The organism is Candidatus Nitrososphaera gargensis Ga9.2, from assembly GCF_000303155.1.
Classification (GTDB): domain Archaea; phylum Thermoproteota; class Nitrososphaeria; order Nitrososphaerales; family Nitrososphaeraceae; genus Nitrososphaera; species Nitrososphaera gargensis.
The window spans coordinates 1,857,812-1,877,430 of the sequence record NC_018719.1 but is presented as its reverse complement, the minus strand read 5'-3'; the positions used below and the strand labels follow the sequence as shown (position 1 = coordinate 1,877,430).

25 protein-coding genes are annotated in these 19,619 nt (G+C 50.8%); 9 read left to right on the top strand and 16 right to left on the bottom strand.

Annotated elements, in window-relative coordinates:
- Positions 1–20 precede the first annotated feature (20 nt).
- Positions 21–890: a hypothetical protein gene (locus tag NGAR_RS11305; RefSeq protein ID WP_187147480.1), complete on the bottom strand. Its 870-nt coding sequence runs from the start codon at positions 888–890 to the stop codon at positions 21–23.
- A 94-nt stretch (positions 891–984) separates the two neighbouring features.
- Here NGAR_RS11305 and NGAR_RS11300 point away from each other — a divergent pair, with 94 nt between their 5' ends.
- Positions 985–2,445, top strand: coding sequence for a hypothetical protein (locus tag NGAR_RS11300; protein ID WP_148681357.1), 1,461 nt, complete (start codon positions 985–987; stop codon positions 2,443–2,445).
- Positions 2,442–2,831, top strand: coding sequence for a hypothetical protein (locus NGAR_RS11295; protein ID WP_148681356.1), 390 nt, complete (start codon positions 2,442–2,444; stop codon positions 2,829–2,831). Before NGAR_RS11300 ends, NGAR_RS11295 begins: the two co-directional genes overlap by 4 nt.
- 137 nt (positions 2,832–2,968) lie before the next feature.
- Here the strand turns inward: NGAR_RS11295 and NGAR_RS11290 are convergent, their stop codons facing one another.
- Positions 2,969–3,358 carry a hypothetical protein gene (locus tag NGAR_RS11290; protein WP_015019869.1) on the bottom strand — a complete coding sequence of 130 codons (390 nt, stop codon included), beginning with the start codon at positions 3,356–3,358 and terminating at the stop codon, positions 2,969–2,971.
- A 298-nt stretch (positions 3,359–3,656) separates the two neighbouring features.
- Between NGAR_RS11290 and NGAR_RS11285 the strand changes: the two genes are divergently transcribed.
- Positions 3,657–5,066: a hydroxymethylglutaryl-CoA synthase family protein gene (locus NGAR_RS11285; protein WP_015019868.1), complete on the top strand. Its 1,410-nt coding sequence runs from the start codon at positions 3,657–3,659 to the stop codon at positions 5,064–5,066.
- Positions 5,067–5,302: 236 nt separating this feature from the next.
- Here the strand turns inward: NGAR_RS11285 and ilvA are convergent, their stop codons facing one another.
- From ilvA to NGAR_RS11270, 3 genes are all read right to left on the bottom strand, one after another.
- Positions 5,303–6,559 carry a threonine ammonia-lyase gene (gene ilvA, locus NGAR_RS11280; protein WP_015019866.1) on the bottom strand — a complete coding sequence of 419 codons (1,257 nt, stop codon included), beginning with the start codon at positions 6,557–6,559 and terminating at the stop codon, positions 5,303–5,305.
- A 135-nt stretch (positions 6,560–6,694) separates the two neighbouring features.
- Complete coding sequence (locus tag NGAR_RS11275; protein ID WP_015019865.1) at positions 6,695–6,958, bottom strand: DUF2024 family protein; 264 nt, start codon at positions 6,956–6,958, stop codon at positions 6,695–6,697.
- Between the two features lie 65 nt (positions 6,959–7,023).
- Positions 7,024–8,103 (bottom strand): multicopper oxidase domain-containing protein, encoded by a 1,080-nt coding sequence (locus NGAR_RS11270; RefSeq protein WP_015019864.1) that lies wholly within the window; start codon positions 8,101–8,103, stop codon positions 7,024–7,026.
- Positions 8,104–8,232: 129 nt separating this feature from the next.
- Between NGAR_RS11270 and NGAR_RS11265 the strand changes: the two genes are divergently transcribed.
- Entirely contained in the window at positions 8,233–9,738 is a 1,506-nt protein-coding gene (locus NGAR_RS11265; protein WP_015019863.1) for a thioredoxin-like domain-containing protein, read from the top strand.
- Here NGAR_RS11265 and NGAR_RS11260 read toward each other — a convergent pair.
- The gene (locus NGAR_RS11260) at positions 9,728–10,075 is read right to left on the bottom strand and encodes a hypothetical protein (RefSeq protein ID WP_148681354.1); all 348 of its coding nucleotides are present in this window, start codon (positions 10,073–10,075) and stop codon (positions 9,728–9,730) included. The genes NGAR_RS11265 and NGAR_RS11260 overlap by 11 nt on opposite strands.
- A gap of 52 nt (positions 10,076–10,127) precedes the next feature.
- A complete protein-coding gene (locus NGAR_RS11255; RefSeq protein WP_148681353.1) occupies positions 10,128–10,310 on the bottom strand; it encodes a hypothetical protein in 183 nt (60 codons plus the stop codon).
- Positions 10,311–10,433: 123 nt separating this feature from the next.
- Here NGAR_RS11255 and NGAR_RS11250 point away from each other — a divergent pair, with 123 nt between their 5' ends.
- Complete coding sequence (locus tag NGAR_RS11250) at positions 10,434–11,018, top strand: nitroreductase family protein (protein WP_407637204.1); 585 nt, start codon at positions 10,434–10,436, stop codon at positions 11,016–11,018.
- On the opposite strand, the gene NGAR_RS11245 is transcribed toward NGAR_RS11250, so the two are convergent.
- Positions 11,015–11,764 (bottom strand): DUF432 domain-containing protein, encoded by a 750-nt coding sequence (locus NGAR_RS11245; RefSeq protein ID WP_015019860.1) that lies wholly within the window; start codon positions 11,762–11,764, stop codon positions 11,015–11,017. The genes NGAR_RS11250 and NGAR_RS11245 overlap by 4 nt on opposite strands.
- Positions 11,765–11,838: 74 nt before the next feature.
- On the opposite strand from NGAR_RS11245, the gene NGAR_RS11240 reads away from it, so the two are divergent.
- Complete coding sequence (locus tag NGAR_RS11240) at positions 11,839–12,783, top strand: mechanosensitive ion channel family protein (protein ID WP_187147479.1); 945 nt, start codon at positions 11,839–11,841, stop codon at positions 12,781–12,783.
- A gap of 38 nt (positions 12,784–12,821) precedes the next feature.
- Here NGAR_RS11240 and NGAR_RS17655 read toward each other — a convergent pair whose 3' ends face one another.
- Both NGAR_RS17655 and NGAR_RS11235 read right to left on the bottom strand, forming a co-directional pair.
- Positions 12,822–12,983, bottom strand: a complete 162-nt coding sequence (locus tag NGAR_RS17655) for a hypothetical protein (RefSeq protein ID WP_187147478.1) — start codon at positions 12,981–12,983, stop codon at positions 12,822–12,824.
- Positions 12,984–13,030: 47 nt separating this feature from the next.
- Complete coding sequence (locus NGAR_RS11235) at positions 13,031–13,489, bottom strand: hypothetical protein (protein ID WP_015019858.1); 459 nt, start codon at positions 13,487–13,489, stop codon at positions 13,031–13,033.
- A gap of 89 nt (positions 13,490–13,578) precedes the next feature.
- On the opposite strand from NGAR_RS11235, the gene NGAR_RS11230 reads away from it, so the two are divergent.
- Complete coding sequence (locus tag NGAR_RS11230) at positions 13,579–14,763, top strand: MFS transporter (RefSeq protein ID WP_015019857.1); 1,185 nt, start codon at positions 13,579–13,581, stop codon at positions 14,761–14,763.
- Here the strand turns inward: NGAR_RS11230 and NGAR_RS11225 are convergent.
- Complete coding sequence (locus tag NGAR_RS11225; protein WP_015019856.1) at positions 14,750–15,625, bottom strand: hypothetical protein; 876 nt, start codon at positions 15,623–15,625, stop codon at positions 14,750–14,752. The two genes, NGAR_RS11230 and NGAR_RS11225, sit on opposite strands and share 14 nt — an antisense overlap.
- Before the next feature lie 61 nt (positions 15,626–15,686).
- On the opposite strand from NGAR_RS11225, the gene NGAR_RS11220 reads away from it, so the two are divergent.
- Complete coding sequence (locus NGAR_RS11220; protein WP_015019855.1) at positions 15,687–16,505, top strand: adenylate/guanylate cyclase domain-containing protein; 819 nt, start codon at positions 15,687–15,689, stop codon at positions 16,503–16,505.
- Here the strand turns inward: NGAR_RS11220 and NGAR_RS11215 are convergent.
- The 5 genes from NGAR_RS11215 to NGAR_RS11195 form a co-directional block, all read right to left on the bottom strand.
- Positions 16,502–16,774, bottom strand: a complete 273-nt coding sequence (locus NGAR_RS11215) for a winged helix-turn-helix domain-containing protein (RefSeq protein WP_015019854.1) — start codon at positions 16,772–16,774, stop codon at positions 16,502–16,504. The two genes, NGAR_RS11220 and NGAR_RS11215, sit on opposite strands and share 4 nt — an antisense overlap.
- Before the next feature lie 78 nt (positions 16,775–16,852).
- On the bottom strand, positions 16,853–17,302 hold the full coding sequence (gene rpsI / locus NGAR_RS11210; RefSeq protein ID WP_148681836.1) for a 30S ribosomal protein S9: 450 nt from the start codon (positions 17,300–17,302) through the stop codon (positions 16,853–16,855).
- Entirely contained in the window at positions 17,302–17,772 is a 471-nt protein-coding gene (locus NGAR_RS11205) for a 50S ribosomal protein L13 (RefSeq protein WP_148681351.1), read from the bottom strand. The genes rpsI and NGAR_RS11205 overlap by 1 nt, the downstream gene beginning before the upstream one ends.
- Entirely contained in the window at positions 17,765–18,118 is a 354-nt protein-coding gene (locus NGAR_RS11200; protein ID WP_015019851.1) for a 50S ribosomal protein L18e, read from the bottom strand. The genes NGAR_RS11205 and NGAR_RS11200 overlap by 8 nt, the downstream gene beginning before the upstream one ends.
- Before the next feature lie 45 nt (positions 18,119–18,163).
- Positions 18,164–18,820 (bottom strand): DNA-directed RNA polymerase subunit D, encoded by a 657-nt coding sequence (locus NGAR_RS11195; protein WP_187147476.1) that lies wholly within the window; start codon positions 18,818–18,820, stop codon positions 18,164–18,166.
- A 111-nt stretch (positions 18,821–18,931) separates the two neighbouring features.
- Between NGAR_RS11195 and NGAR_RS11190 the strand changes: the two genes are divergently transcribed.
- Positions 18,932–19,618, top strand: a complete 687-nt coding sequence (locus NGAR_RS11190) for a ribosome assembly factor SBDS (protein ID WP_015019848.1) — start codon at positions 18,932–18,934, stop codon at positions 19,616–19,618.
- The last annotated feature ends 1 nt before the right edge of the window (position 19,619 follow it).

Here is a 19,619-nt window from a genome sequence, read left to right as displayed (position 1 = left end):
TTTTGCGAACAAGCTTGCTGCTATCCGCTTGCCTGCGGCGTGATTTTTGAAAGCGAGATCGCATGGTCGTCTATCATTGTGCCCACGCCGATACCTATATCCCGTACCTCTATCTGCAAGCCGACAAGCTCTTGTTCCGAGAGAGCATATTTTTCAGCCAGCACGTTCCTGACCTTTGCTTCTGGATCGGATATTTCATTCATTTCTGAAGGCACAGTAATGTCCAAAGTTTTTCCAATCATATCGGCCGGGATCTTGCCGCTTGTATCATTTGTTATTGCAAACGTTATCTTGTCGACTAACACCGGGTGAGGAAGCTCGGCTAGTGCGTTTGCAGTATAGAACGCCTGAACTTCAAGAATATTGATGTCGTCAGAAGAGCGGCCAAGCACGGTGCTGCCGCCAGACAGCGACCCGAGCAACCCCTGCTCTACAGGCACATTAATTATGACATACCCTTCGACAAAGCTCTGGTTATTTCCAAGGATCTGGCGCAGATCCTTGCACACTATTCCAGTCACGCTCTGCGGCTGCAATGTCCTCAGGATCGAGTTTGTGTTCCTGCTGTCGTTTGCTGTAGCGCTCCACTGGACTTTTACTGCAAAGTCCTGCTTGTTAAAGATGCCAATGTCGGTGTCATAGTGGCCCGGCCTCAGCGGCCCCTCGTCTCCGGATATTGTGCCACACTCGAATTTCACGTTGTAAATGATGTTTCTTATCTGCTCGGTGCTGTTATTGTTGTCGTCGTCCTGCTGTTGGCCTGCGGCAGAGCTGTTGTTTGTGGCCACTGTCGTGTCACCCCGATCTGGCAGGGTTGCTGCTACAAATATTGCCAAGACGATTGCTGCAGCAGCTATCGATGCTGCTGCAACGACTTTTTGCCTAGACACCTCTCTGCCTATCATATAGATGCCACGTGATATTAAATCATTGACGTGTGGTGCTGGATTAAGAATTAAATATGTAGAAAGGCAAGTAATCTATGTGCAGGCAGGCAGACAAAAGATCTTAGCTTTTGGTTTCGCCTCGGTCCTTGTTTTTTCTATCATTGCAATTGGGCTCCCACGCCAAGAGGCGTTTGCAGACGGCCTAACGCAGGAAATGTTCAGTGCATCGCTTGGTGATAGGCAAGCCGAACTGCTCGTAAGAGTGAATCCGCCAATTTTGACTGATGCGAGCAGGGATGAGGCATACATGCTGCTAAGGTTGTACGACGCAAACAACAACCAGACCATCAGGTTCACAACATTTATCATCAGCGTGGAGAAAGGAATAGGCGAAAACGCAGAAGAGATCTTTACAGACACGTTTCATACCGAGAGTGGCCTCCTCCAGCTAAAAGTGCAGCCTGCAGAGGGGCCGGTCCAGATTTTTGGAACGCGGGAGCAGTTCTTGAATGCGTGGGTTGCGGATCCTGGAGGAACAGTCAACATCCGCGGCCCCATGTTCCTTGAAGGCGGGATATACCATCTCCGAATAGACATCCTTGGCATCGACAACATCCGCAACCTCTTTCCACCTGACCAGATTCCCCGGTTCGATTCATGGCTCAGCGTAGGCGACATTTTTACTCAAAGTGTAGAATACCAAGGGCAGTCGTATGATACTACAATAATCTCTTACTACGATCAAGTACAGGATTTCAACTTTGACGCTCAAAGGCAGCAGTTCTCTTGGTCTATGCCTTTTGACTGGGACACGTCGAGACTCCGGCAAACAAACATCTTTGTGCACGAGGAGATCAAGATCCCCAAGTCGCTTGCAGGAATAGGCGACGCCACTTCATTCGCCGCCACAGTCAACGGCAACCCAATATCTGGCAGGATGCTTGCAGTCGACCCGTATTCTTCAGAGAACGAGCTCATACTGCACTATCTTGTGAACAAGAACGACATTCTCAACATGGCTGGGAAGGTGCCTGATGGCAGTTCGGAAATGACGTTTACGCTTGCGCCGGCAACTGGTGAAAACGCACAGACGACAGGCGAGATGCTCACGGACAGCGGGAATGTCAACGTCTTGGTCGAATGGACCCCAAGCCAGCTGAGCGCCGGCACCGACTCTACCCTTACATTGGCCTTTGCTGACGGCTTTTCAGGACAAAGGATAACAGACGACGTGAACTATAATCTCAAGATACTGGACAGCAACGGCACTGATGTCTACAGTAGGTCGGGTCTTGTGGCCGAGGGTGGAACAGGCACGCAGACAATAGACTTTCCAAGCAACGAGAACTACCGCATGGAAGTGCAGATAACTGGCATAGTGAGGGATGGTCAGCCAGTCGACCAGACTAGGAACGGCATTGCCAGAGGCATAGTGGTCGTCCCAGAATTCCCTGCTGGCGCTCTGGTGGCAGCTGCGGGAGTCATTGGTGCGGTACTTATGATGCAGAGGTTTGCAAGTAAAAAATGCCGGGCTTGCGATGAAAAAAGCCTTTTATGACAAGCTATCTGAAACCCGTACCGGGAGATACCCGATACCTCGTCGGCATCCAACAAGGTAAGCTGCATATCGAACAGTTCGACGTGGGGCAGAGCTACGTCACGGCCAAAGTGGAAAACAAGTATGGCGACATTGTCAAGATAAACATCGAAGGCGGGCGGCTTGACATCGAGCTGCAGGAAACGCTGTTCAAGATCAAGGGCAAGCAACTGCAGCTACCGCGACTTGCCTACATAATGACTACCATAAACGATACTGGCAAGATACTCGTGCGCAAGCTTCATGTCATTGGCGTCAAAGATTGGTTGCTGATCTATGAAGACGACCTGTTTTTGCTTGCGGTAAAGGACACGTATGACGAACTGGACATCAGGGTAATTGACTGAACTAGAATAATGATATAATAGTCTGGCGAAGCGCAGTTTTTCTCACCTGCGCTCCAACCAGACCGTTTGTTCCCCATCGGTTTGGTCGATGTAAGAATAATCTAGCACATTGACAATTTAAATGTGATGGTGATTCATCAACCTATGATATCTAGAATCTTTGGGATGACTCTTTCGTGGTACGTCGGCGCGTCGACAGAGATGCAGAGGAACCTGTCGTTTGTAGCAGTCAGCGGGACAGACACAAGAGTCACCTTGTCAAATTCTGTCATCTGGAAACGTATCTGCCCAAGGTCCGGCTCGAATTTTTTGTTGATGGCAAGCGCCTGGTATGCGCTGTAAAACGAGGTGGCCTTTGTGTCGCCTTCGGTGTTTGCCTTGATAAGGGGCACTGGAATGTCGGCCCGGTACCTGCCGATCAAAAGCTTGCCCTCATTGTTTATCACACCGGCAAATCTGACGGCCTTGTCAGAGTTCAGGATAGAATCGCACAGCTTTTGAAGAAAGTCCCTCTCCTCTTGGCCCATCCTTATTACCTCTAAGTAATGTCATGCAAATATAAAATATACTGCATAATCTGCATCTTTTGACAGAAATACACATTATTGAGCTGACCGCATGCAGTGTGTATTATTTATAATTCGAGACTGCCAGAGATGCAGGACTACTTAATAATCTGGTGGCCAATTGAGGCGCCGGCCGGGCCATGATGGACGTTCCTTGCAGCCGCCTCAAGAAGAGGCTCACGGTATCTTGCTCAAATAAATTGATATGTATGGGTCAATTTTCACTAGAAATACCTTTAAATGACTAACCGCTCTACGAATGTCAGTAATGCCAGTAGTAGGTATCGACGATCTGGCTATCTACGTCCCTAAACTCTACCTCGACTACAAGGATTTTGCGGAAGCGAGAGGCATTGATCCGCAAAAACTCGAGTACGGTATAGGAATCAAAAAGATGGCTATAGCCGACACTAATCAGGATTCTGCCTGCATGGCTGCCAACGCATGCCTGAAGCTGATGCAGAAGAACCATCTGCACCCCGAAGACATTGGGCGGGTGTATGTCGCCACCGAGTCGTCCTTGGACGAATCAAAGGCGATGAACTCTTTTGTCATTGGAATGCTGGAGCAGATCTATGGCGAAGGCTCGTTTGAGCACGCAGGCGGCATCGAGTGCAAGTTTGCCTGCGTGAGCGGCTCATATGCGCTCTATGACAACGCAAACTGGATCAGGGCTGAAGAGAACAATGGCAAGGCCGCAATTGTAATTGTAAGTGACATTGCAAAGTACGACATGGGTTCCACCGGAGAATACACACAGGGAGCCGGCGCAGTGGCGCTGCTCATCCGAGAAAACCCACGCCTGATGGCCTATGACCCTAAGGTTCCTTCTACGACTATCAAGAATGAATATGACTTTTATAGGCCGTTTGGAAAAGAGACTCCGCTTGTAAACGGCAGCTACTCTAACTTGCTTTACCTGATATCTGTCAGAAAAGCTTTTGATCTCTACAAAGAAAAGGCGATCAAGACAGGACTTATCAAGCTCAAAGATGGCGAATCCATAACGGATCACATCGACTATTTTGCAGTCCACCTTCCGTACAGGAAGATGGGCGAGAAGGCCCTTGCATACCTGCTAAGACACGAGTGGCGCCACCTTCCGCGCTGGAAACATGTCATAAAAGAGATCGGGATGCAAGAGCCGCAGCCCAAGGACCCGCGCGGAACCATCGAGTCCATCCTAGCTGATACTGAATTCATGAAAGCAGACGAGCAGTTCAGGCGCGCCTTCATGCAGACATCATTCTACAACGAGGTGTACGAGAAAAAGATGGCCAGCTCTCTTGAAGCGTCGGCCATTATTGGCAACCTCTACACAGCGTCAATGTATATGGGCCTGCGAAGCCTGCTTGAATTCGAGTTTAAGAAAGGAATAGATCTTGAAGGCAAGAGGATCGGCTTCGGCTCGTATGGCAGCGGAAGCAGCGCGATGGTATTCAGCGGCATAATACAGCCACAGTACAAGGAAGTCGTGAGCAAGATGAACCTTGACGAAGACATTGGCCCGAGGCAAAAACTCTCTATGGAAGAGTACGAGAGGCTTCATAGAAACGAGCGTACATTCAAAGACTCTGTCATCCGCGCTCACAAAGAGTTCGTGCTGGTCAGACTGGGCGGCAACACTGCAGACAAGGCAGGGTTCAGAGAATATAATTACGTCAGCTGAGGGTGTTTCATCATCCCATCGGCAGCTCGGACATCCTTTTATGACCAAACATCTCTGCGTGAGATGCCGCATCATGCACAAATAGGAATTTAGTCTTACACTGTTGACAGAAATAGATCGTCTCTGCCTTGATCCGAAATTCTACATCGTCCAACAAAGCCATGCTGGTTAACAGGTCATGATGGTATAATTACTACAAGGTACTATTTTCTGTAGATTGTAAACATAGTGACAAATCAGCTGACTACCTTGAACTCTATTTCCTTCTGCTTCAGGAATTCTACCAGACGCTGCGCGTGCTTTTCATCCTCCATTTCAAGACTCAGATAGACGCCTGCAGTGCCTGCAGGTATGTGGGAGCTGAGCCTGTCGTGCTCGACCTCGACAATGTTGATGCTAAGTTCTGCGATGCTGTCCACGACGCCCTTGAGCGCGCCGGGCTTGTCTGGGAGCAGGATAAAGATCTTGAGCATCCTGCCCATCTGCATCAGCCCCTTTGCCACCACCTGCCCAAGCAGGTACATATCGACGTTGCCCCCTGATAGGACAGTGACTACCTTGTCCTTCCTTCCTCCTGCGTGGCCGCCATTTGAGATCAGGTATGCGAGGCTTGCAGCACCGGCAGGCTCGACTACCAACTTGGCGCGCTCCATCAGAAGGAACATGGTCTTGACTATGGACACATCGTCAACGAGCACAATGTCGTCTACATACTTGCTTACGATCTCGTAAGTCAACTTGCCTGGCTGTTTTACGGCAATGCCGTCTGCAATGCTGTAGCCGCGCTTCGTAGATTGAAGCGAGCCCTTTGCAACAGACTCTTTCATTGCCGGAAACGCTTTTGATTCTACGCCGATTATCTTGACGTTTGGCTTTTTCGACTTGACTGCGATTGCAACCCCTGCGGCGAGGCCGCCTCCGCCCACCGGCAGATATATCCTATCAACATCCTGCAGGTCTTCTAGGATTTCGAGACCTATCGTTCCTTGGCCGGCGATGATATCGGGATCGTCAAAAGCGTGAATTATCGTCCTGCCCTCTGTCCTGGCAATCTCTTGTGTGGCCTCCCACGCCTCGTCATAGTTCGCCCCGCGCCTTACCACCTGAGCGCCGTACGATCTAGTCGCAGCCACTTTGGCCGGCGACGCGTTCTGCGGCATGACGATTGTACACGGGATCTTTTTTATCGCGGCGGCGTAGGCCACCCCCTGCGCGTGGTTCCCTGCAGACGCCGCAATCACGCCATAGCCTGCCTGCTTGTCCGATAACCTGCTCACTTTGGCAAACGCCCCGCGCACCTTGAAAGAACCGGTCACCTGCAGGCATTCCAGCTTCATAAACAGGTTTGTGCCGGCAAGCCCCGAGAATGTCCTGGTACTCTGGAGCGGCGTCTTTCTGATAGTCTCTGACAACAGGTCTCTGGCCTTGAGGATGTCCTCGATCTTGGGCATCTTTTGCCTCTTGTCAGGATCCCACACGCTGTCGTTGTTCATTGCACTATGCAATGCAACAGCAGTCCTATGCCTTAATTATAATTTGTGCCGGTCGGCTGTCATGCCAAGTAGTTTCAAAAAGAATCTCGCATCTGCAATTAATTACAAATTGAGAATTAAAAATAGGAAAAACCCCTATGGAGGGCAGCCTTCCATCTTTTGTATCCAGTAGCCGTTCTGCCTGATTGCCTTCTCTACAAAAGGAGGCGCTTCTTGTATGTGGCAGAACTGGCATTCTTCTGACGTCATCTTTTGTCCAGCCTGACCGGCGGTGACAAGGTACTGCTTGCCGTATTCGATCGCCTTTTCGTGCGGGGTGCTTGCCTCCACCACGACGTCAAAGTGCATTATCCTGCCATCTTTCTTTGTAACATATGTATCATAGACTGCGCATTCCATGTTGCCATAAAATCAGATTCTACGATATTTATTCTATTTCCTTTCTCTATGTATATGCCTTGCATCTAGCCAGTCACGTTAAAGAACCCCATCCAGCCCAGGTCGGTAAACTCGCTCACGTGCGCGTGGAACATGTATTTGCCTGGGTACTTGTATGACATCTCCATTATTCCCCTGTCGCCTTGGCCAAGGACAATGATGTCATTTGTAAACGCAGGTTTATCTGATGTCCCAGAAGGATAGTACTCGAACAGCGCGCCATGTACATGGAAAGAGTTGACAAGGTCAAACTCTACCATGTTCACGACGTATATCCTGTAGTCCTTGCCAACCTCGAGCTCTATTGGGTAGTGCATGTAATCAAACGCCTTTCCATTAACAGTGTAGATCTCGTTGCCGCGCTCCTCCTCTTCAGTCCTGTTGCCCGATTCTAGCTCCTGTACTGTCGGTATCGTCACTGGTCCTTCCAAATCGTAATCAAGGTCATAGCTATTCATCATCATGGCAAGCTCTGTCATCTGCGGCCTCGGCTCCTTGGGGTCTATGATGAGTATGCCGTACAGCCCCCTATTGATGTGGTCTGCAATTGGGTCAATGTGGCAGTGGTATGGATACACACCATAAGGCTGCGCAATAAATTCATATGTGAAACTGTCGCCCGGCGCTATAGGATCTGACTGCACCCCGTCCATAGCCGCCTCGTGTATCGAGTGCATGTGCAGCGAATGTGGGTGCACGCTGTCCTCACTGTTTATGACCGTTATCCTCACCAAGTCTCCCTCAGTCATCCTCATGGTCGGGCCCGGCACAGTGCCATTAAAAGTCCATGCATTCAGAGTGTGACCTTCGTGTGATACCGGAACCGTCTGGTTTTCCTCAACAATGAGAGTGAACTCTCTGATCGTCTGGCCGTCCTCTGTAGTAGACACCCTGCCGCAGTTGAAGTGCGTCAGGTATTCTATTGACGTGGGGCGCTTGTCAAGGTCTGTCGTGCAATTTTTCATCTTGTCATACTCTTCGATAGAAATGTTGTTGTCTGTCATTTTGGAAGCGCTAACGTGGGCTTGCATTAGCGGCAGAGCCGCCAGTGATGCCCCCAGCATGCCGGCAATGAACAGAACAGACAACAGACTCTTTTCTGGCATTTCCTTGCAGAGTCTGAATTCATAACATAAAACACGTTCTACATAATTTTCTGACCCGTTATCGGAGAAGCATCTTGAGGATAGCGCGTTAATGGTTTAAATTCCGTAAAGGAGATAAACCAGCTATATATGTTCCGCAGGCCCTCGCTCGTTAATTCAAAGGCAAAGGATTTCCAAAAGGGCTTTGTCTGGCTCAACACCGACAGACCGCTCTCGCTTGACGACCTGAAAGGGCATGTAGTAGTTCTTGATTTCTGGACCTATTGCTGCATCAACTGTATGCACACACTGCCAGACTTGGAGTGGATAGAGAAAAAGTATCGTGGCAGGCCAGTGGTTGTCATTGGTGTGCACTCTGCAAAATTCTATAACGAGCAAGAAGCAGAAAATATCAGAGAAGCCATTGGCCGGTACGAGATAAGCCATCCTGTAATAGTCGACAGGGGCATGGAGATCTGGCAGTCGTACGGCGTAAGCGGCTGGCCGACGCTTGTAGTAATTGATCCAAAGGGCAACGTCGTATACCAGCAATCCGGCGAGGGTCAGCGTGAGTACCTTGACGATGTCATCAGCGTGTTGCTTAAAAGGCACAAGGAACAGGGAACGCTTGCGCCAGAGCCCATTGAAATAAAGCGGCCCGAGGCAGCGCATTCGCGGGTGCTGTCGTACCCTGGCAAGCTGTCGCTTTCGCCCGACGGCAGAATGCTTGCAATAAGCGATTCGAACCATAATCGAATTCTTGTCGTCGATGCAGACAGCGGCAAGATAATCCACAAGGTGGGAGGCGGCTCAAAAGACCTGCGCGACGGCAGCTTTGAGCAGGCCCGGTTCTTCCGGCCGCAGGGAGTACTGTGGGTGGGGTATGACAAGATCTATGTCGCCGATACCGAGAACCACGCGCTGAGAGAGATAGATCTCCAGTCAAGGATGGTCAAGACTCTCGCAGGCAACGGCAAACAAGGCTACTGGATCCAGTCGCCACAGGACGGCAAGGTTACGCAGCTGAGCTCGCCTTGGGACCTTACGCACGACAGCGGCTTTATCCTTATTGCGATGGCCGGCCTGCACCAGATCTGGGCCTACCATATACAGACAGGCAGGATAGGACCGTTTGCAGGCAGCGGCTATGAAAACATTGTCGACGGCTCGCTTGAAGAATCCCAGTTTGCGCAGCCAAGCGGCCTTGCAGTTTTCGGCAACTACCTATTTGTGGCAGACAGCGAAGTTTCTGCGGTCAGGAGGATAGACCTTGGCCGCAAGGTGGTCCAGACGGCGGTGGGCGAAGGGCTGTTCGTGTTTGGCCACAAGGACGGGCCCCTCGAAGAAGCGAGGCTGCAGCACCCGCTTGGGGTCGCCTGCGAGAGCAGCAACAAGATCTATGTGGCAGACACGTACAATCACGCTGTACGGCTCATAGACCTTGCAGAGCAGAGGATATCGACGCTGGTAGGCAGGCCAGAGATGAAAACAATGTGCAACATTGATGACCCATCGTGTGACACGCTTGGATTGTATGAGCCTAGCGATGTAGAAGTGCGCGGCAGCCTGCTCTACATCACCGACACCAACAACCACCTTGTCAGAATATTCGACCTTGAAAAGAAGGTGCTCAGGACACTGGCTGTCAAAGAATAGGTTCGGTGTTCCTGTACCACTTTATGTAGATCATTGAAAAGCCGGCCCCCATGCAAAACAGGGCGACCCCTATCCCAGCATTGAGGATCATGTCCTGCAGGCTTTCCTGCATCTTGCCTCGCAGGGATTCGACGTACGCGTCCATTATCTTCTGGTTGTTGTCAAGGCAGCTGCCGCATGCGGCAAACTCTTGGCTTATGATGACGTCGTCCTGTGCTGCGTCAGAGTAGTGCATCCCGGCCCTTGCAAGGTATCCGCTTCCTACCGTGAGAAGCACGATAGAAGCTATCAGGAATATGTTCGTAAAATCGGGGCATGAGGCGCAATATTTAACCACTTGAGTGTAGCTTGTGGTCTCTCATGAACCTATAATGCCAACTATGCCTCTCTCATTTGATCTTGGAGCTCATCTTCTTTATATAGAACGAGACCCCCTGATCATAGAGGCCCTTTGAAATACTGCGACCAAGACCGTCCTCGACAGCCTTTATTCTGCTCTTGTCCTGAACAATATCCACCGGGACGTCAATTTCTATCTCCACCTCAAGGACCATCTTTTTTGTCTGAACCATTGATGATTACAGCCATGATATGATCGGCCAAGACACTATTTCAGTCTTGTCAGGACAGAAAATCTTTATTGCGAGATCATCCCGATGGTATACTGGATGTACCCAAGCGACATTTTTTCAAGGATGTATGCCGGCGAACAGAGCACCAACCTGTACCCAAAGAAGGAGGAGGCCCCGTCAGAGATAGACGACGCGCTCCAGACCAACCTCTTTAACGTGATGCTAAACCGCAGATCACAGCGCAAGTTTGAGGACAGGCAGGTGGAGGACTGGAAGCTGGAAATGATATTTGCCGCGGCCGACACCGCTCCAACAGCAGGCGGCTTTCAGGGGTTTGAGATCTATCATGTCAAGAATCCTGACGTCAAGGCAAAGCTTGTACAGGCTGCCAACAACCAGCCGTACGTGGACGCGCCGGTGCTGCTCGTGTTTTGCATGGATCCGTCAAGGGTCAAGATGAATTTTCCGCCGCACATTATCAAAAAGTTCTCTGTGCAGGATGCCACGCTGGCGGCCGCGTACGCTCAGCTGGCGGCCCATGCGCTGGGCCTGAGCTCGGTATGGATTGGCATGATTGACGAGCAGAAGGTGATGCAGGCGCTTGGCACCGACCTTGTGCCATCGTGCATGCTCTGCATTGGATACCCACAAAAGATGCTGCATGCCAAGCCAAAGAGGAACCTGTCAGAACTTATACACGAAATCTAGTATCCTGCGTCCATAAGGAAGACCAGCGTCTCTTCTTTCTTTGCCTTGATGCTTGTCTTGTCGGAGCGCTTTACCTTGGTGTTAGCAAGGCGCACGTGCACGATATCCTTTCCGAAGGACGTGCTGAGATCCATCTCCACGGTTCCTGGCAGCCAGGAATCGTCATGCGCATGATCCAGTATAACGCTATCCATGGGAATTATCAGCTTGCTAACCTTGATGACATTGTCTATGTCATTTTTGATTCCGATCCGCACCAGCGCCTCCTCATATTTTGCAGGCCTGATGTCGTCAATGTTTGTGCTGACTTCGGTCTCCATGTACCGGCACACAACCCCGCTTTCAGGCGAGCCATAAAGTGCATATTGCTGGCGCCCCCGCGAAAAAGAGTCGATGAGCATCTCCTCGTCCTTTGACTGCCGGTACACGCCTATCTCTATTGGCATTTTTGCATAGATAACCACCCGGCTCCTTTGGTCGACTACCACGGGCGTCTTGAACTTTAGGTATACATTCTTGGCAACAGCTGCAGGCGTGAAAAGCGGCGTGTTTGGAAAGACCCCAATTATCACCGGGTCCTCGTTTGAAACTATCATCGCCTCAGTCGCAAGCTCGTTCCCCGCGTAGCGCCTGTAAGAAAGCGAGGAGCCGACACTGCTTATCTCGATCCTGTTCTCTCCAAACACAAGCTGGTAGTCCTTTGTAGCTTTGGACTGCAGTCTGTGCTGCCCAAAGAGCTCTTCCATGGTGCAGAATTATGACCATCATTTGTAAACTTTCTGCTAAAACCAATATACTACGTCATTGTATACTTGGCCGTTTGTCGGCAGAAAACGCAACAGTATCCTCTTCGTGGTTCGGGATACCCGGAACCATAGATGTGTTTGGGATACCTGTTGAGCTGCTTACCATTCTGCTGACGATCGTGATAATCGTAGCCGGCTTTGTGATAGCACATTCCGTCCGGATCGTTACAACAAGATACCTTGGCTCACATCTTCCTCCAGATACTCGCAAGACTATCGGCAGGATAAGCTACTATGTGATAATAGCAATCGCGCTCTTCTCCGCACTAGGCGTCTCTGGCATCGACCTATCCGGTGTATTCTTGGCAGGAGGGATAGCGGGCATCGTCATCGGCTTTGCGACACAGTCGCTCTTCTCAAACCTGATCTCGGGCATCTTTCTGCAGGTAGACAAGCCAATGAAGATAGGCGACCCAGTCCTCATAACAGGCAAGCTGCCGGATGTCGCCGGCATAGTGGTAGAGATAACGACGCTTTCTTCGCGGCTCCGCATGTTCGACGGCACGTATGTCAGGCTCCCAAACTCAGATGTGTTCCTCTCTGAGATCCGGAACTTTTCTGGTGCAGCGGCAAGGCGGGTCGAAATAAGCGTGCGTATTGCGTACAGAGAAGACACCACAAAGGTAGTTGAGATGATCAGAAAGAGTCTGAGAGAAACGCCACTTGTGCTGATCGAGCCGGAGCCGGACATCTACGTGGACAGCCTCGGAGACTCGGCGGTCAACATCAATGTGTGGTGCTGGGTCCCGTTCTCTGTTTGGTTTAACATGAGGAAGCAGCTGGTGGAACAAGTAAAGAAGGAGCTTGATGCCAACAGGATCGAGATACCTTTGCCGCAGCGGATTGTCTACCTTGCCGACCGGAGCCACAGCCGTAAGGGCGGCTCTTCTCTTGGCGTATCTTCTGGAGAAATACATGAAGGGTTAAACATCGACGAGTATATGCATCAAAACGATTAGCGATAACTAACAAAAAGCCGCAGCTAGAACGATTTTAACTAACTTAGCCGCGTCAATCTTTTGCCCATGTACATGATGTATGCTGCAGCTGCTATTACAAGAACCACGATAAGCGGCCGCAGCATGTAAATTATGATGGCAGCCAGAATGACGAGGGCTGCGATCACAAGCCAGTCTAGCGCTTTCAATGGTCTTGCCATATGTTTAATGACCCAACATGATTATTGAATATTTATCCCTAGGAAGCCTACCGGACTCTTTTGATGAAGTGGATTCTTGAATCAATCACGTTGATCTGTTCTTCAAGCAGTTTTTTGTAGCCCGTCAGTAATCGAACCTGTTCGTCATATGGGTGGTTCCGGATCATGGTAATTGTATTCTCAAACGTGGCCGCGAGGTCTGTCACCATCGGGCCAAGCCGCCCTATATCTGCCGAGTCCTTTCTACCCACCGCGTAGCCCGGCTCCAGTGCCCCTGACTTACTGAGCTCGCTTGCTTTGGTTTTTATTGTCTTTGTCGCCTTGTCCAGCGCAGAATCGACAAGATCGGCCACAGCGTTTTCGGCACGCAATGCTTTAGTTTTCAAATTTTCATTATCATTTGTCATTATGTGGGTAGAGCCATCTTTGCTCTTCTCTACAGCTGTCTCCCTGTAGGTTGCCGTAGAGCCATCCTTCGTTATTTTTACTACTTTCTCATCAGACACAGTATATCAATAGCACAATCGACCTTATAGCACTGTCAGAAGTTATTGTTATAAGGCGACAGATGGACCAATCGAGGGTGGGCTGATCCTTGGAACCCAAAAAGGATAGTGACTTCAGTAATGTCAAGCATCTTGGGCTTGTCAGCTTCTTTACCGACCTATCATCAGAGATGGTCTTTGGGCTCCTGCCGCTGTTCTTGACAGGGCCGCTCGGCGCTTCAAGGACGCTCCTTGGGCTCGTGGAAGGCGTGGCAGAAATGCTGGGCTACACCGTCAGGATGGCGTCAGGGGTCACCTCTGACAGGGTACAAAAGAGGAAGCCACTCGTGCTAATTGGATACTCACTATCGGCTGCGAGCAAGCCGTTCTTTGCGCTGGCAGGCGGCTGGGCAGACGCATTTGCCGTACGATCGGCAGACAGGGTGGGCAAGGGGATAAGAACTGCGCCAAGGGACGCGCTGATAAGTGAGTCTGTGCCTGAGGCAAAGGTCGCCCGCGCCTTTGGTCTCCATCGGTCTCTGGATCAGGCGGGCGCGATAATAGGGCCGCTTGTTGCCTTTGCGCTCTTTCCGTTTGTAGGGTTCGCCGGCGTGTTCTACTTTTCGCTCGTTCCCGGATCAATCGCAGTAGTTATCCTGATATTTTTTGTAAAGGAAAAGTTTGTGCCATCATCAGAGGTCAAGCGCTCAATCGCCGGCAATATACGACACGTCCTGGCAGAAAAAAAGTTAGTCGCGCTTTTGGTCATAATGGGAATGTTCAGCGTTGGTGCGTTCAACTTTTCATTCGTGCTCATAAGGGCTTCGGATCTTGGGGTTGCGGATAGCATGGTTGTCTTGGTCTATGCCGTGATAAACACCGCACATACCCTGATCGGATACCCTGCGGGGATGCTGGCAGACAGGGTTGGAAAGGAGAAGGTGTTATCCATCTCTTACGGCATTTTTCTTGCAAGCACGGTGCTTATGCTCCTGTCCACAAGTTCGGCTCACGCATACCTGCTTGCAGTGGTCTATGGCCTTTACATCGGGATAGCCGAAACTGTCCAGAGGGCAGTAGTGCCAAAGTATGTCGCAAGCCACATGCGCGGCACTGCCTATGGGCTGTACAACATGGTCATCGGGTCTTCGTTTCTGGTTGCAAACCTTGTTTTTGGGTTCCTGCTTGATTTGTCCGGCATGCCGGCTGCAGCCTTATACAGCATTGTGACTTCTACAGTTGCCATAGCTGGACTGGTCGGTTTTCAGACTCTGACGCGGTCTAGGGGATCTTAGCCTTTTTCAGGGCGTCTGCAACCTTGTCAAGCTCGCCTGCAATCAGGTCTGCATAGTCTTTTTTTATCTTGGGAGTGTCAAGGTGTGCTTCCCTTGTCTTTTTATTCTTGATCACCTCGATGTCAAAATAATTGGTGACGCCTTCCTCTCCATGCATGAGCCTATTGTAATCTATCAGAACCGGCGATGTCTGGTACAGCTCAATTAGCAGGTCGTTCAGCTCTGCAAAGAGCTCTGTCTTTCTCTTGCCCATCTTCTCGAACTCAGGGAACTGTTTTTCAACGGCCGCCGCCTTTTCATCAAGCTCCTGCACCAACTTTTCGTCATCGAATATTTTCGTAAACAGCTCTTGAAACTCTAGGTTGCCATAGCCGCGCTTTTCAAGCTCGGCCGCAAGCGCCTTATCGGCCGCCCCTGTCATATCCTTGAAAAGAGAGGTCGCGTCATCTGCTATCTTGGCAAGCTCCTTCTGTACTTCTATGACGCGCCTGTCAACCCTGTAGTACGGCAGAACGTGGAATTGGACGCCAAAGTAGCCGCTGATATAGTACTTGCCGGCCTCCTTTGTGAACTGGCAGTAAAGCCTGTGTAGGTCCTCGTTTGCCGATTTTAAGATGCCTGTGAACGCCCAGCCCTTCAGTGAGTTTGCCAGTCGCTGGTAGAACACCTGTACGTTCTGCGGGTCAAAGGTGTCTGCCTGCGTCACGGTGCCATCGCCCAGCATAGCGTTGGTCTGGCGCATGGCTATCGCCGGCCCGATCGCTTCGAGATATGTCTGTTCCACCTTTTGGGCGGCAGCGTTTACCCGCCTGCAAAAATAGTCCTCACCCTTGAACGGCGCCCTCACAGCCAGAAGTGGCATAGCCCTGCCTAATATATCCATGTTTAAATGCAACAATTGACTACATAGGCACGAGACAGGTTTGGCCGAGGCAAAGAAGGAGCAGGGTGAAGAGCAGGACAAGACCAACAAGACGTTGTTCGATATGATGATGAGCAGCAGCGGAGCCAGCGCACAAGAGCCCAAGACAGTCGATTCTGAAACCCTTGTCTCGCAGACGCAGGACAGGCTTTGGAAGGCGCTCAAGCGGCGTTACCAGTACGATGTGTCGCTGGAGCTAGGGCAAAAGTACCTGCTCAACCACGTAAGCAGCAAGATCCCGCTTGTGATAATGTACGCCGACCTTGTGGGGTCGACTAATATGAGCATGACCCTGCCGGCCGACAAGCTGACGACAATCATACGCGCGTTTACCTACGAGATGTCGCAGGTGGTTGACAGCCACGAAGGCTACGTGCTCAAATACGTGGGCGATGCGGTCATTGCATTTTTCCCTGCAAGCTATAACAAGCTGCTTGCGTGCGACAGAGCTGTCCAGTGCGCCAAGTCGATGATGGCGGTGGTAAAGAATGGCATCAATCCGATCCTGAACCAGTACGACTATCCCGAATTGAACGTCAAGATAGGAATGGACGAAGGCGAAAACGTGATCGTGCAGTATGGACACGACCGGAGCTCGCTGATAGACATACTTGGCTACTGTATGAACATCGCGGCCAAGATAACCTTGCTGACAGGCCCGAACAGGATCTCGATCGGCGAAGATGTCTACAAGATGCTTCATCCCTCGATAAAGGCGAAGTTCAAGGAAATGAAGCTCAACCCTGACGAGTGGAAGTACACCGACAGGCAGACTGGCAAGCTCTACAGGGTGTACACGACGCAGGACGGCAAGGCTTAGCCTTTTTCGGAACCCGTCTGCTGCTTTCTGTCAAACATCTGGTCTATGCGTTCATACATTTTGATAAAGTTGTGTCCCGTCTCGGTAGTCCTGTACTGCATGGTCTTTTCGTCAAAGGATAGCATCCCGTTGTCAAGGAGCAACTTTAGATACTCCCTGAGTTGCGTGAAGGAGAGATATGCGCCGTACATTATCTTTGTCTTTGAAGTGCCCCTATCTGCAATTTTTAGGATCTCGGTGCAGATATCCGCCCTGCTTCTGTATTTCAAACAAGGCAGAGCAATAGAGATTTTTATAAAAATAAGGTGACGTACTACTACAGTACATTCTTCTAGAGGCCCGCTTGCTTAACGGTACGACTTTTGCTTTCTACGCCTAGCACCGGGGCCGCCGAATTTCTTGGATTCTGTCTGCCTGCTGTCGCCTGACAAGAGGTGCCTGTCGTACTCGGTTATCTTTTTCCTTATCTCTTCGCGCACGCTCTTTGTGAAAGGGTGCTCCTTCGGGTCTTTGCCGCCCTTCTCTTGGCCTGTCAGCGCCCTAGAGATCGCGACCGCACTTGCAAACGCCCTGCCCATAAAGCCGCCGCCGTGCACCTGCACGTCAATGTCGACCTTGTTGCGGTAGTCGCCTACAAGCGTGAGCGGAGTCAGCACCATCTCCTTTGCAATATCGGGAGTTATCAATTCAGCCGGGGTGTTGTTTATCCTTACCTTGCCGGAGCCTTTTGCAATCGTGGCAACTGCCCTGCTTGATTTGCGCTGCCCCGGATAGAGCTCTACCTTGTTTGTCATTATTATTGCTCTCCCTTCCACCCTATCTGCTTGGCAATTTCGCCAATCGAAATATAGTACGACTCGGGCTTTGTGATCTTGGAATCAGAAAATGACTCCATCTTGGCACCTTTCATTTCTTCAGGCACCCCGATATATACCCTCAGGCGCTTGAACGCAGTCATGCCACTTGACTTTCTCTTGGGCACCATCCCTCTCACCATCTTGGACAGGATCGTATCGGGCCTCCTTGGGTGAAACGGGCCGTGAATCGGGTTCGTGACCGAGTTGATCTCCAGATGCTCCTTGTAAAGCTCGATGGTCTTGTAGTGGTTGCCTGATAGCATCGCCTTTTCTGCGTTTACGATCACGACCCTGTTGCCCTGAAGCAACAGCTTTGAAACGTGCGAACACATCCTGCCTGCTATGCAGTTTGTCGCGTCGACGACTACTGCTGTTTTTTGTTGCTTTTGCACTGTTTTTTGCTCAGCCAATTATACGCACTCCCTTTCCGTCTGGATGCTTCTTTATCAGATCTTCAAACGTCACGACCTTGCCGCCTGATTCGACTACTTTCTTGGCGGCAGTTTCAGATATTGAAAAAGCGCAAATCGTCAGCTTGTGACCTAGGCTGCCAGTTCCCAGAATCTTGCCGGGAATTACTACCACCTCGCCGGCCTTGGTGATCTCGGCGAGCCTTCTTACGTTTATCTCGCGCCTATTCGCCCTTGGGCCTGCGAGCTCCTCCTCCAGAGCCCGCCAGATCGGCGCCTTGTTTTTCTTGAAGGCGGAGCGAAGAGTCCAGATAGTGTTATCGACCATTGTATTGGCAAACATCATATGCGTTATGTCAACTCGTAATAAAAGCTCCCCAAATAAATGTACCTAGGCATTCTTTGGTACCTTGAGCGACGATACCACCTGCTTAAAGTTCTTGACCTTTGCCGCAAGCCGCTCTGCCGCGCCGGTCAGTATCTCTTCTGCCGTCAGCGCGCCATTCGACTCTATCACCAGAATTATCTCGCTTTCGTCCTTGCCGTCCTTGACGATCGCTGCCGAGGTCGGCTGCCATTTGGCATGGTCCTTGCCTGTGCCAAGCCTTGCATACGCTTCGAACTTTAGTTTCTGGTTTGGTGCCAGAACGATTATCGGGATGTCCTTGCTTACCGGCTTGACCATCTCGTCCTCAGACACCAGCTCGCCAGATGTCACTACAAGCGTCTTTTCGCTTGCCTCCGCGTCGAGCACAAGGAGCACCCTGCACTTGCTGCAACCAAGAGTGCTCTTGCAGTCGCATTCGTGTGGCATGACGAACCTGCCGGGGTCGGTGCGGAGGGGGATGAGCCCAAGCCTGTGGGCCACTGCCTCATCGTGCATAACGGACGAGTTTTCAAGTATTACAACGTCGTCAATAGCCAGTGTGGGGACTTCGCTTATCGCCAGCCTGCGGAGCGAATTTACATACTGCCTTGGAATATTGTTAAACCTGACAACGATCCTCTCATCGGATTTCTCAACAACTTCAACGGACGGAGAAGCCAATACTTGTGAAAGCAGGCCAAAACGTCCTTAAAAATCTACCGAAAGTTGCAAATTTTTGCAGTCTAGCTTGACACGCATATATACTCCGGAAATGATCCGGTCAATAATAAAATGACGGACAAGTTTACAGTCGCCCGCCTCACTCTGGACGGCGACAAGTTCGAGCTATTGGTCAAGCCCGACCCCGCTCTGGAATACAAGCTGGGCAAGAGGGCAGACATTTCAAGCGTGCTTGTGTCAGATGAGATCTACTCTGACGCAAACAAGGGCTCAAGGGCGTCTAGCGAAAAAATGATGAAACACTTCAAGACAACCGACGCGGCAGAAGTGGCCAAGCAGATACTTGCAAGGGGCGAGCTTAACCTTACGACTGACCAGCGTAGAAAGATGGTGGAGGAAAAGAAAAAGCAGATCGTCCAGTTCATCAACAAGAGCTTTGTGGACCCCAAGACGCACCTGCCACACCCCATCATTAGGATAGAGGCGGCGATGGACGAGGCAAGGGTGATTATCGACCCGTTCAAAAAGGCAGACGATCAGGCCAAGACGGTCGTGGACGCACTACGCAAGATACTGCCGCTCAAGTCAGAGACTGCAAAACTGACAGTCACTGTGCCGCCCCAGTTTGCTGCCCAGTCATACAGCGTGTTAAAGTCAACAGGCGACCTCAGGAGCGAAGAGTGGCTATCTGACGGCTCGCTCAGAGCGGTGCTTGAAATGAACGCCAGCCTCAAGGGACAGTTCCTCGACAGGTTGGGCTCGGTCACAAAGGGCTCGGCTCAGGTAAAGGAAGGCTAGG